The sequence below is a fragment of the Arthrobacter sulfonylureivorans genome (genome assembly GCF_022637435.1).
Classification (GTDB): Bacteria; Actinomycetota; Actinomycetes; order Actinomycetales; family Micrococcaceae; genus Crystallibacter; species Crystallibacter sulfonylureivorans.
Map to the genome: position 1 here is coordinate 1,371,294 of NZ_CP093326.1, position 12,716 is coordinate 1,384,009.

Here is a 12,716-nt window from a genome sequence, read left to right on the forward strand (position 1 = left end):
CCGCATCAGCGCCGGTCACTGCTGGTTGATCACCGGCAACGCGGTGGTATCCACCGACGCAGGGCCGGTTCCCGACGCGTCTTCCCCGTCAGCGAGTTCGGGCCGGTCCGGACCGCTGTTCTCGGGACTGCTGTTCTCCGGAGGGCTGTCCTGCCGGCCGGCCGGCGCTTGGTTGTCCGGTCGGTCCTTGGGGGCTGCCGACGAAGCGGAATCGGCCTCAGGATCCTCAATCGGGAGCAGCGTGACCTTCCGGTGACCGGAACCGCTGGAGAGATGCACGCGCGGAGAGCCCGTGTTGATGGGAGCCCCGTCCTCCGGTGCGGAATCCACGTCATCCGCGGAACCGGTGTCCTCGGCCTCATCTGTGACGGCTTCCGTCGAATTACCGTTCCCCGGCTTGTGAGCCGGGGCATCGGCCGCGGAGCCTGCGGCGCGGGCTGAGCCCTCCGCAGCCTCCCGCTTCGGAGCGCCCGGCGCAGCCGCGGGAACTGACGCGGCCGAGGCGATGGTCGGCGGAACGGCGGGCGGTGGGGGAGCGGTGACACTGATGGGCTGGCCGCCGTGCTCTGCCACGTCCGATTCGAGCTCGTTCAGCATTTCCACGGCTTCGTCCACCATGGTCTGATCGTCCGCTGCCAAACCCCGGACCAGCCATTGCGCCAAGGCGAATTCGGCGGCCAGCGCTGCCCGGCGCATCAGATGCGGGTCCACCGGATCCTTGCGGTACTTCCGGTAGGACTCCAGCACCACGTCGGCGAACGACTGTTCGTGCACGGCCACCAGCCAGGCAAAGTCATCGGCCGGATCGCCGATGCGCAGATCCGTCCAGCCGGTTACCGAGCCGACGCTGCCGTCATGGAGCAGCAGGTTGTCTTCGTGCAGGTCCCCGTGCACCACACACGGGTTGAACTTCCACAGGGCCACGTCCTCCAGGGCGTGCTCCCAGCGGCGCAGCAGGGCGGGCGGGATCTTGCCTGTGGTGGCCGCCTGGTCCAGCTCGTTGAGCTTGCGCTGGCGGAACTGGTCGGCGGTGTAAGAGGGCAGGTCGGCCGCATCGACCATGGCCGGCGGCAGGTCGTGAATGCCCGCAGTTGCCCGCCCGATGGACACCGGTACGGAGGCTGCGGAGGCGACCAGCGCCTCCAGCGCGAAAATGCTGCCCGGCACGTGGTTGTAGACGAAAGTGCGCAGCTCAGACTGCTGGACGGTTCCGGCAACAGTGGGCACCTGGAAGGGCAGCTCTGCCCGGATGGCAGGGGAAAAAGCCCGGAGCACCAGCAGTTCCGTCTCCAGCCGCATACTGGCCTCGGGGTGTTTCGGCGAACGCACCCGCCACCGCTTGCCGGCCGAATCGGTGAGCACGGCGGACTGGAAATCCGCTGCATCGTCTGGCAAGCCGGCAACGCCCGTGGGCGTCAACCCGGGTACGGCCGCACTGGCTATCGCCGCCAGCTCCAGAGGTGTCTTTCTCACGTAGTCCACCGTACGTGCAACCGGTACCGGCAGCCTGTCCACGGCCGCGGCGAGTCGTCGGAACGGTGACGCAGACCGCACCGGATCGCACCGCCGTCGTGCCTTCCACAGCTGCAACGGTCCGAATAACGGTCCGGGCCCTGCGGTGAGTACGGTAGATGCATGAGTCTTAGCACCGCCTCCGCCGGGTTTCCGCCGCTGGGCCAGTTGATGCTGGCGCGCACCACCATGGACCGCGGCTGCGAACGGCGCAGCCATCCGGGGCTGCTGGACGGCATCTGGGGCGGCGACACCACCTATGTGATGCTCATCGCCGACGGCAAAACGCTGGTCCGGGGCGGCAAGATCGTGCTGCTCGCGAGCCGCGAACGGGCCGCGACCGACCTCTCCGTCTACCTCGGACGGGCCGTGGAAGGGGCGGATGTACCGGTGGGCACGGACATTGTGCTGTCCGTGCTGCCTGAAGGCGCGGAATTGGCGGAGTACGACGGCGAGTGGCTGGGCCTGCGCGATGTGGCAGGGGAACTCTCGGCCCAGGATGTCGGGCTGTTTGTGGAAGCCGTAGCCATTTCAAATTGGCACCTGACGCACACCCATTGTCCGCGCTGCGGGCAGCGCACGGAGATCGAGCAAGGCGGCTGGGTGCGCCGCTGTCCGGCCGACGACAGCCAACATTTCCCGCGCACCGACCCGGCGATCATCGTCTCGGTGATCGACGAGGACGACCGGCTGCTGCTGGGCCGGAACAGTGCGTGGCCGGCCAGCCGCTATTCAACTCTGGCCGGATTCGTTGAACCGGGGGAGTCGCTGGAGGCAGCGGTGGTGCGGGAGATCGAGGAGGAGTCCGGCGTCGTGGTGCATTCGCCCACGTACCTTGGCTCCCAGCCCTGGCCGTTCCCGGCGTCCTTGATGATTGGCTTCACGGCCGTGGCAACCGACGCGGTTTCGGTGCCGGACGGTGTGGAGATTTTAGAGACGCGCTGGTTCAGCCGCGAAGAGCTGGCCGCAGCACTGGAGGCCGACGAGGTCCAGGTCGCCAGCGGCATTTCCATTGCGCGGGCGCTGATCGAGCACTGGTACGGCGGCGACCTGCCGCAGGCCGGGCAATGAGCGCATCGGCCGCGTCCCGTCCGGAAGGCAGCCTCGAAGAGCAGATCCTGTCCGGGCTGGACGACGAACAACGCCAGGTGGCCACCAGTCTGGCCGGCCCGCTGTGCGTCCTGGCGGGGGCGGGCACCGGCAAGACGCGGGCAATTACCCACCGGATCGCCTACGGCGTGCACTCCGGGGTGTATCAGCCGCAGCGCGTGTTGGCCGTGACTTTCACCGCACGGGCGGCCGCCGAAATGCGGACGCGGCTGCGCGACCTGGGCGTCGGCGGGGTGCAGGCCCGCACGTTCCATGCCGCGGCGCTGCGCCAGTTGCAGTTTTTCTGGCCGCAGGCGGTCGGAGGCCCGCTGCCCGGTTTGCTGGACCACAAGGCCAGCGTCATCGCCGAAGCGGCCCGGCGCCTGCGGCTGACCACCGACCGGGCTGCCATCCGTGACCTGGCCGCCGAGATCGAGTGGGCCAAGGTTTCCATGCTGACGCCCGAGAGTTACGTCCGCCGGGCGGCCGGGCGTGCAGCGCCGGCGGGCTACGACCAAACCACCGTGGCGCGGCTGTATCAGGCCTACGAGGACGTCAAGACGGACCGGAACATCATCGACTTTGAGGATGTCCTGTTAATCACCGTCGGGATTCTGCAGGAGGACGCGAAGGTCGCCGCCGCCGTGCGGGACCAGTACCGGCACTTCGTGGTGGATGAATACCAGGACGTCTCGCCGCTGCAGCAGCGGATGCTTGACCTCTGGCTGGGGGACCGCAACGAACTGTGCGTGGTCGGAGACGCCAGCCAGACCATCTACTCCTTCACCGGCGCGACCTCACGCCATCTGCTGGAGTTCACCAAACGCTTCCCCGGAGCCGATGTGGTGAAGCTGGTGCGGGACTACCGTTCTTCACCTCAGGTAGTGCAGCTGGCCAACTCTCTGCTGGCCGCCCGCACCCGGCAATCGTCGCGCGGCGGGGACAGTTGGCCGACGCCGCTGGAACTGATCGCCCAGCGCCCGGCAGGACCCGAGCCGACCTTTACCGAATGCGCCGACGACGAGGCGGAAGCGGCGCAGGTGGCCACCCGAATCCGCGGTCTGATCGACGATGGCGTGGCTGCCGCCCAGATTGCCGTGCTTTTCCGGACCAATGGTCAGTCGCAGGCTTACGAACAGGCCCTGGCCAGTGCCGGTATCGGCTATCAACTGCGCGGTGGGGAGCGGTTCTTCCAGCGCCGGGAGGTCCGCGACGCGATCCTGCAGTTGCGCGCATCGTCCCGCGCCGCGGGAACGGAGCCCGTGCCGCAACTGGTCCGCGATGTGCTGGCGAATCTGGGCTATACCCGCGAAGCGCCGCAGGCCGGCGGCGCCGTGCGCGAACGCTGGGAATCGCTGGCCGCGCTGGTGGGGCTGGCCGAGGAGCTGGATGCCGTACGCGGTTCGGCAGCCGGCGGAGTGTTCACCATGCCGGAGTTCGTCGCGGAACTGGATGAACGCGCGGCTGCGCAGCACGCTCCCACGGTCCAAGGCGTCACCCTCGCATCGCTGCACTCGGCCAAGGGCCTGGAATGGGACGCGGTCTTCCTGGTCGGCTTGAGCGAGGGACTGATGCCGATCTCCTTTGCCGACACGGACGAGGCCGTGGACGAAGAACGCCGCCTGCTCTATGTGGGCATCACCCGTGCCCGCCAGCACCTGGGGCTGTCCTGGTCGCTGGCACGGACTCCGGGCGGCCGAGCCAACCGCAAGCCGTCCCGGTTCCTGGACGGGCTGCGGCCGGCCTCTTCATCCTCGGTGCGGAGCGTGTCCGGCCAGCGTCCAGCACGCCGAAAGCAAGCCGCTCCGGCGGTGTGCCGGGTGTGCGGCACCCTGCTGGGCAGCGGGGCGGAGCGCAAGGTCGGCCGGTGCCACAACTGTCCTCCCACCTACGAGGAATCGACGTTCGAGGCGCTGCGCGAGTGGCGCAAGGACACGGCCAGCAATGCGTCGATGCCTGCCTTCGTGATCTTTACCGACGCCACGTTGGTGGCGATCGCCGAGGCCAGGCCGCAGTCGCTGCCTGAGTTGTCCAAGCTGGCCGGCGTGGGACCCGCGAAACTGGAGCGCTACGGCGAGGACGTGCTGCGGATTTTGGCCGCGAACTGAGCTATCGCCGTCTCTAGAGGCCGCCTGGCGCGGGCCGGTGTCAGGACGCCGCGGCCAGCATGCAACCGCAGTCCGGATGCGGCGGATAGGGGTGCCGGGTTAGGGTGCCGTCGCCGCTCTCGAGCCTGAGCACGGCGGAAAAACTGCCCGGTTGGTTCCGCCCGTCCAGGAACAACAGAGCCTGGATGGCCGCCAAACCGGCGGCCGCTACCGACTGCGATACCTCGTCGGCTTGGCCCCGGGCGGAGGGCTTGCCAGGCGTGCTGGTCAGCCGGGCGACGACCTCGGGCCACGTCGGATCGGCATCCGCCCGGTGCAGTTCCACACAACCGAGACAGCTTGTTTGACCGGGGACCACCAGCGGCCCGATCAAGGTGTCGTGTTCACGGACCAGAACGCTCAGGTGCGGATGGCCGCGGCTCATCAGCGCAGCTGCAACCCTAGGGTCCGCCACGTCGCGGTCGATGTAGATGGCCAGGCTGAGCGCGCGTGGAAAGATCCCCTCGGCCCCTTGTTCCGCGGTCGCGCCCGGCAAGAGGTGGCAAGCGACGGTAGGGTCGATCTGGCGGGCCGCGCGCCGGACAGCCTGTCCTCGAGTGAGGCCAATGTCGGTGATCCGGAAGGCGCCTGAGCCTACGTCCGCCGGGCTCACCACGGCTGGATCCTCCAGCAGGAGCGTGCCGACGCCGGCGGCCGTCAGGGCCGTGGCCAACGCTGCACCGGTGCGCCCCAGCCCTATGATTTGCACCACGCAGCGGCTCCGGGCCGCCAGCGACCCCTCGCCGTCGGCCGAGTAGACCGCGGACCAGTGGCGCGCGTCCGGTGCCAGCCGGTCCGCGCGCAAACCGGACAAGCGTTCCCCGCCGGTATCCGGCACCAGCACCGGCGCCAACGCTTCCAGCAAGAGAATGGTCCGTTCGGCCTCCAAACCGCAGCCGGCGCGCACTGCCTCCAGATCGGAGGAATCGAATCCCTGACGCAGGCGTCGCAGGAACTGCCGGTCCGATTCCCCGGTTCCTTCGAGCACCAGTCCGCCGGCCCCTAGACCGAACTGCACACTGCCCGCTGCGAATTCGACCATGCGCAGGCCTGGATTGATTTTCAGCTGTGCCATGGCCGCCTCCTTGCCGTTTGCCCGTGACCGGGAGCGAGCTGATAGTCAATGCTGGCACGGCGGTAACCTGTGCCCGATGGTTATCCACAGAAAACGGGGCAGGCGCCATGGGCGGATGCGGGCAGTCCGAACCACCCGGTAACCTCAACGCATGTCCCGAGCAGAACAGATGCAGAAATCCGGCGGATCAGCGGAACCCTCGCGGCCGGTGCCGCTGGTGACCGGCGCAGGGGAGCGCGTGCCGTTGACCACATCCGGCGGTGCTCCCGTGGTGGTCAAACGCTCCGCGCGCCGTCGCCGGACGGTCTCTGCCGCATGGCGGGACGGCGCTGCCGTGATCTCCATACCCGGCCACTTTTCACTGGCGCAGGAACAGGAGTGGGTGCGGCGGATGCTGGCCAAGCTCGAGACCCGCAGTGTCCGTCCGGCGGGCCGTGCTGCAACCACCGACACTGAGCTGGCGCGCCGCGCGGCGGAGCTGTCGGAGCGGTACCTCGCCGGCGACGCGGTGCCGGCAAGCATCCGCTGGGTGTCCAACCAGAACGACCGCTGGGGATCGGCCACACCGGCCCGGGGCAGCATCCGCATCTCGGACAAAATCAAAGAGATGCCCACATGGGTGGTGGACTACGTGATCCTGCACGAGCTAGCGCATCTGCTGGAGGCGGGGCACGGGCCGCGCTTCTGGCGGCTGCTGCAGCCCTACCCGCAGCTGGAACGCGCCAAGGCCTTCCTCTCGGGCGCAGCCTTTGCCATGGGCCGCGGCCTGCAGGACGACGACGATGTGGTGGACGGCGCCGACGAAAGCGATGGCTAGCTGCGGTCTCCGTTCCCAGAGTTGTCCGGACCGCCCTCTGCTGAACCGTTGTCGTTCCCGTCGGGTGTTTCGTCCTTTTCCGGGGGACTATCATCGCCCGCCTGTTCGTCGAATCCGCCGCTCAAGAGTTTCTGCAGCGCCTCATCGACTTCGGCCTCGGAGGCGTCCAGCAGTTTCCGTCGGGCGCTGAAGCCGGCCGGATCGTCCAGGTCCTCGGGCGTGGGCAGCAGGTCGGGGTGGTTCCAGACGTCGTCGCGTCCCTCAATCCCGCGTTCTTCCTTCAGCGCCGCCCACAGTGCTGCGGCATCGCGCAACCGGCGAGGACGCAGTTCCAGGCCGACCAAGGCCGCAAACGCGTGTTCAGAGGGGCCGCCGGTGGCACGGCGCCTCCGGACCGTCTCGCGCAGCGCCGGGGCGGACGGCAGGTTGGCCGCCGCGCTGGCGGTAAGTTCATCCACCCAGCCCTCAACCAAAGCGAGGGCCGTTTCCAGTTTGATCAGAGCGGCATCCTGCTCCGGAGTACGCTGCGGCATGAAAACGCCCTGCGAGAGAGCCTGCTGCATGGATTCGGGGTTGCTGGGATCGATGTTGCGGGCGACTTCCTCGATCCGGCCCATGTCGATGTGGATTCCGCGCGCGTAACTTTCGATGGCCCCCAGCAAATAGCCGGACAGCCACGGCACGTGCGTGAACAACCGGGTGTGGGCCGCCTCGCGGATGGCCAGGAAGAGCAGGACATCCTGCGCCGGGATGTCCAGGCCTTCACCGAAGGACTTGACGTTGGCCGGCAGCAGGGCCATCTTTCCCTCCACCAGCGGAACGCCGATGTCGCTGGAACTGACCACGTCCTTGGCCAGGGCTCCGACGGCCTGCCCCAGTTGCATGCCGAACATCGCCCCGCCCAGGTTCTGCAGCATGGAATGCGCCCCGCCAAGCATCTGCTTCATCTCTTCGGGGACCTGCTCGGTGAGGGCGGAGGTCAGCGCAAACGCGATGCTGTTGGCGACGGGCTCCGTCAGCCGCTTCCAGGTAGGCAACGTTTCTTCGACCCATTCGGCGCGGGACCAGGCACGGCCAATGACTCCCGTGCCCGGAATCGTTGTGGCGGGATCAAGCCACATCTCGGCCAAGTGGAGCGCTTCGTCAACCGCCTTGGTCTGCTGCGAGGTAACCGACGGGTCGCTGTCCGAGGCCGCCACCTTGCGGGCGCTTTCATGGGCCAGCTTCCAGTTGACCGGCCCCTCCGACGGCGCGTTCATCATGGCTTGGACCTGTTGGAACATCTGGGCCAGGGCATTGGGGTCGGAGGGCAGTCCTGCGGCCTTGGCCATGGCGGCGGGATCCACGTCCCCTGCCTGACCGCCGAAGAGCCTGGCGAACATCTCCGACAGCGGATCTTGCGCGTTGTCGTCTGGCTGCTTGGGGGTCATCACTACCACCGGTCCTCGAAGGGTTGGAGCGAGCAAAGCCGCAGCGGCTGCCGGGGAGGCAGCGGGGGACTGTGCCCGGGATGTTGCGTCACTTACACGTTACCGGCAGCCGGGATTCCTTGTCGCGCCGGAGCGTGTGCAGTTCGCTCTAGGCCGAGCAGGACCGGGACCGCTGATGCCAGGCCGACGGCGTACGCTAGAGCAGGCGCCGTGCGCGCCATCAGGCGGCCGTGCCGTCTGCGTACAACCGAGCGGCGAGAAGGAATCCATCAGGTGACACAGTCCACCAACAACGGCGCTGAGCACGGCATGGACGGTTGGGACGGCGAGGGTGCCGGGCCGCAGCCTGTTGCGCCGCGTCCCCGGGACCGCAGGGGGCCGGTCATGGCGGCCGCCGCGGCGGTGGCGGTTGTGACCGGCGCGTTAGGACTGGCGCTGCCGGCGGGATACGTCATCGAGACCCCCGGCCCGGCGCTCAACACCATTGGCGAAGTCTCCGGAACGCCGCTGATCGAGGTTCCGGACCGTCAGACCTATAAGACTTCCGGCGCACTGGACCTCACGACGGTATACGTAGAGGGCGGACCCAATTCGCACGTCAACATGCTTCAGGTCCTGGCCGCTTGGCTGGACCCGCAGCGAAGCGTCGCGCCCACCGATCTGGTCTATCCGCCGAACGTGACGCAGGACGACATTCAACAGCAGAATGCTGCGATGATGGCGTCGTCGCAGGAGTCTTCGATCGCGGCGGCCCTGACACAGCTGGATGTTAAGTACTCGCAGACCCTGTCGGTAGCCGATTTCACCCCGGACGCCGCGGCAGCCGGGAAGCTCGAGTCGCGGGACACCATCCGGACGGTCAACGGCCGGCCGGTCACCGGCATCGACGTGCTGCGCGAAGAGCTCAATGCCAGTGAAGGCGCCCCGGTGGAGCTGGGCATTACGCGCGGCGGCCAGCAGGAAACCGTCGCCGTCGCACCGAAGGAAAACGGCGACGGCGACTACCAATTGGGCGTCCTGCTGGGAACCGACTTCGACTTCCCGTTCAAGGTGAAGATCCAACTGGACAACGTGGGCGGCCCCAGCGCCGGCATGATGTTTGCACTGGGCATCATCGACACCCTGACGGAAGGCGAAATGACCGGCGGCAAGCACTTTGCCGGGACCGGCACCATCGACGCCGAGGGAACCGTCGGTCCGATTGGCGGAATCCGGCAGAAACTGGTCGGTGCAGCAGCAGCCGGAGCTACCGTTTTCCTGGCGCCGGAGGCCAACTGCGCCGAGGTTGCCGGCCATGTCCCGGACGGTCTGCAGGTGGTTTCGGTGGCCACCTTGGACGACGCCGTCCATGCCGTAACGCTGATCGGCGAGGGCGGGGACGCCTCCTCCCTGCCTGGCTGCAGCTGATTCGTTTCAGCGGCCGGCGGTCACATTCAGGCAACAGTAACGTCCTGACGGCCGAAGCGGTTCGCCCGGGCCGGTGCTGACAAGGCAGAATGGGTTAGGAACCCTCCGAGCCGTCCGTTCGTGGAACCTAGGGGGAGTATCCCCAAAAGCGGCGGGTCCGCCCGCGATGCTAAACACGCAAATAACGAGGTAACGAGTGACGTTCGGACAAGACCGGTCCTACGGCGACCGGCCAACACCGCCCAGCAGTCCTGGCAAGAAGCGTTCCGCACTGGTACCCACCCTGATTGTGGTGGCGGTCCTGGTAGTCGGCTTCGTCTTCTTCTCGCAGATCTACGCAGACATCCTCTGGTACAACCAGCTGGGCTATCTGGAGGTCTTCCTCAAAGAAAACGGCACCCGGATTGCCATCTTCCTGATTGCTTTCCTGATCATGGGCCTTGCCGTCTACTTCAGCCTCCGGGTGGCGTACCGTTCGCGCCCGGTGTACGCGCCGGACAGCTCGCTGCAGGACAATCTGAACCGCTACCAGCAGCAGTTGGAACCGGTCCGCCGCCTGCTGATGATCGGCATCCCCTTGGTTCTCGCCGCGTTCGCCGGCACCGCCGCGGCGTCCGCGTGGCAGACCGTGCTGCTGTTCTTCAACCAAGAGCAGTTCGGCCAGGCCGATCCGCAGTTCGGCCTCGACTACAGCTTCTACATGAACACGCTGCCGTTCCTGGGCTTCATCAACGGCTACTTGGTCAGCGTCGTGCTGATCGCCGGCATCGCCGGGCTGCTCACCCACTACCTGTACGGCGGCATCCGGCTGGAGGACAAGGGGTTTTTCGCGTCGACCGCTGCCAAGATCCACGTGGCCGTTTTTGCCGCGCTCTTCCTGATCCTGCAGGGCATCAACTACTGGCTTGACCGCTATTCCACGGTCCAGTCCGACGCCGGGAAGTGGACCGGCGCGCTGTACACGGATGTCCATGCGGTGATTCCGACCAAGGCCATCCTGGCCGTCGCCGCCGTGCTGGTGGCCATCCTGTTCATCGTCTCTGCGTTCGCCGGACGCTGGCGCCTCCCGATCGTGGGCACGGCAATGCTCATCGTGACGGCGATTCTGGCCGGCGGCGTTTACCCGTGGATCGTGCAGCGTTTCCAGGTGGAGCCCAACGAGCAGAAGGTCGAAGCCGATTACATTCAACGGAATATCGCGCTGACTCAGTTGGCCTATGGGCTGGATAAGATCGAGTCCACCAATTACAAGGCAACCTTGGAGGCCGAAGCCGGTGCGCTCCGGACGGATGCGGAGACCACGGCGAACATCCGCCTGCTGGATCCGAACCTCGTCTCCGACGCGTTTGCCCAGCTGGAACAGTTCCGCCAGTACTACCAGTTCGACAAGACCCTCAACGTGGACCGCTACAACATCGACGGCGAAGTGCAGGACACCGTCATTGCCGTCCGTGAGCTGAACACGGCGGGCGTGCCGGCCGGCTGGGTCAACGAACACCTGCTCTACACGCATGGCTACGGTGTGGTGGCCGCAGCCGGTTCCAGGGTCGAACCCGACGGGAAACCCTCCTTCCTGCTCTCCGGCATCCCGACGCAGGGTGTGCTGGCTAACGACTCAAACTACGAGCCGAGGATTTATTTCGGCGAAAAGTCGCCGAACTATTCGATCGTGGGCGCGCCCAAGGGCAACAACCCGATCGAGATCGACAGGCCGCAGAGCGCCAACGCCGAAACAGACACCCGGAACACTTTCGACGGCGATGGCGGTCCGAGCATCGGCAACTGGTTCAACCGCTTGGTTTACGCCCTGAAGTTCCAGTCCACCGACCTGATGGTTTCCGACGCCGTCAACTCCGAGTCGCAGATTCTCTACGACCGCAATCCCCGCGAACGTGTCGAGAAGGTGGCCCCCTACCTGACGGTGGACGGCAACGCCTATCCGGCGATCGTGGACGGCAGGGTGAAGTGGATCGTCGACGCGTACACCACCAGCAAGGCCTTCCCGTACTCGACACCGCAGCAATTGGAATCAGCAACGATTGATTCGACCACCAGGGAAGGTGCCACGGTTGCCCTGCCGGCCGAGGACGTCAACTACATCCGCAACTCCGTCAAGGCAACTGTCGACGCCTACGACGGGTCAGTGGACTTGTATGCCTGGGACGACCACGACCCGCTGCTCAAGGCTTGGGAGAAGGTCTTCCCGACCACGATCAAGCCGTACAGCGAGATGTCTGCGGACCTGATGGCCCACGTACGTTATCCGGAGGACCTCTTCAAGGTGCAGCGTGAGTTGCTGACCCGGTATCACGTGACCGACGTCGGGCAGTTCTACGAGAACTCCGACGCGTGGAGCGTTCCCGCGGACCCGACGCTGGGCGAGGGATCGTCCGTGAAGCAGCCGCCGTACTACCTGTCGCTGAAGATGCCCAAGCAAGACGAGGCATCGTTCTCCTTGACCACCCCGTTCATTCCGTTCACGCCGCCGGGCCAGCCGGCGCGCAACGTGCTGTATGGATTCCTGTCCGTCAACGCCGATGCCGGCACTGGCAAAGACGGGGTGAAGGCGGAAGACTACGGCACCATGCGGTTGCTCGAAATGCCGCGGGATATCACCGTTCCCGGCCCGGGCCAGGCACAGAACCTGTTCAACTCGGACACCGAAGTGTCGCAGGCGCTGAACCTGCTGCGTCAGGGTGCGTCCGAAGTCATCAACGGCAACCTGCTCAGCCTTCCGGTTGGCGGCGGCATGTTGTACGTGCAGCCGGTCTACGTCCAGTCCTCGGGTGCTTCCTCCTACCCGATCCTGCGCCGCGTGCTGGTGAGCTTCGGCGAATCGGTGGGCTTTGCGCCGACACTGTCCGAAGCACTGGACCAGGTCTTCCAAGGCGATTCGGGTGCCACCACCGGCGACCAAGGCAACGTCGGTGAGACACCGGCGACGCCGGAAGCTCCGACGACGACCACCTCCGAGGAGAAGCTGCAGACGGCGCTGCAAACGGCCCGCACTGCGATCCAGGACGGACAAGCAGCGTTGGCCAAGGGTGACTTCGCAGCTTACGGCGAAGCGCAGAAGCGCCTGCAGTCCGCGCTCCAGGATGCGATCGCCGCCGAAGAGGCCATCTCCGGCGCCACGTCGGGCGGCGGCGCGGGCGGGGCAACCGAGCAGCCTTCCCCGCAGCCAAGCGAGGGTCAGTAGCCGATTTGCTTCACCATCCCGCGGCCGGTAATGTTTTCAC

General features: G+C 66.6%; 8 protein-coding genes. 5 read left to right on the forward strand and 3 right to left on the reverse strand.

Going from position 1 to position 12,716, the window contains the following annotated elements; translation table 11 throughout:
• Positions 1-15: 15 nt before the first annotated feature.
• On the reverse strand, positions 16-1,473 hold the full coding sequence (locus MNQ99_RS19070) for a macrolide 2'-phosphotransferase (RefSeq protein WP_338423119.1): 1,458 nt from the start codon (positions 1,471-1,473) through the stop codon (positions 16-18).
• A 162-nt stretch (positions 1,474-1,635) separates the two neighbouring features.
• Between MNQ99_RS19070 and nudC the strand changes: the two genes are divergently transcribed.
• Both nudC and MNQ99_RS06685 read left to right on the forward strand, forming a co-directional pair.
• Complete coding sequence (gene nudC / locus MNQ99_RS06680) at positions 1,636-2,583, forward strand: NAD(+) diphosphatase (protein WP_241914873.1); 948 nt, start codon at positions 1,636-1,638, stop codon at positions 2,581-2,583.
• A complete protein-coding gene (locus MNQ99_RS06685) occupies positions 2,580-4,709 on the forward strand; it encodes an ATP-dependent DNA helicase UvrD2 (protein ID WP_241914874.1) in 2,130 nt (709 codons plus the stop codon). The genes nudC and MNQ99_RS06685 overlap by 4 nt, the downstream gene beginning before the upstream one ends.
• 40 nt (positions 4,710-4,749) lie before the next feature.
• On the opposite strand, the gene MNQ99_RS06690 is transcribed toward MNQ99_RS06685, so the two are convergent.
• The gene (locus tag MNQ99_RS06690) at positions 4,750-5,823 is read right to left on the reverse strand and encodes a TOMM precursor leader peptide-binding protein (RefSeq protein ID WP_241914875.1); all 1,074 of its coding nucleotides are present in this window, start codon (positions 5,821-5,823) and stop codon (positions 4,750-4,752) included.
• Between the two features lie 151 nt (positions 5,824-5,974).
• Here MNQ99_RS06690 and MNQ99_RS06695 point away from each other — a divergent pair, with 151 nt between their 5' ends.
• Positions 5,975-6,640 (forward strand): M48 metallopeptidase family protein, encoded by a 666-nt coding sequence (locus MNQ99_RS06695; protein ID WP_241914876.1) that lies wholly within the window; start codon positions 5,975-5,977, stop codon positions 6,638-6,640.
• Here MNQ99_RS06695 and MNQ99_RS06700 read toward each other — a convergent pair.
• Complete coding sequence (locus tag MNQ99_RS06700) at positions 6,637-8,070, reverse strand: zinc-dependent metalloprotease (RefSeq protein ID WP_241914877.1); 1,434 nt, start codon at positions 8,068-8,070, stop codon at positions 6,637-6,639. The two genes, MNQ99_RS06695 and MNQ99_RS06700, sit on opposite strands and share 4 nt — an antisense overlap.
• 273 nt (positions 8,071-8,343) lie before the next feature.
• On the opposite strand from MNQ99_RS06700, the gene MNQ99_RS06705 reads away from it, so the two are divergent.
• Both MNQ99_RS06705 and MNQ99_RS06710 read left to right on the forward strand, forming a co-directional pair.
• Positions 8,344-9,477, forward strand: coding sequence for a YlbL family protein (locus MNQ99_RS06705; protein ID WP_241914878.1), 1,134 nt, complete (start codon positions 8,344-8,346; stop codon positions 9,475-9,477).
• Between the two features lie 196 nt (positions 9,478-9,673).
• Complete coding sequence (locus MNQ99_RS06710) at positions 9,674-12,676, forward strand: UPF0182 family membrane protein (protein WP_422387502.1); 3,003 nt, start codon at positions 9,674-9,676, stop codon at positions 12,674-12,676.
• Positions 12,677-12,716 lie beyond the last annotated feature (40 nt).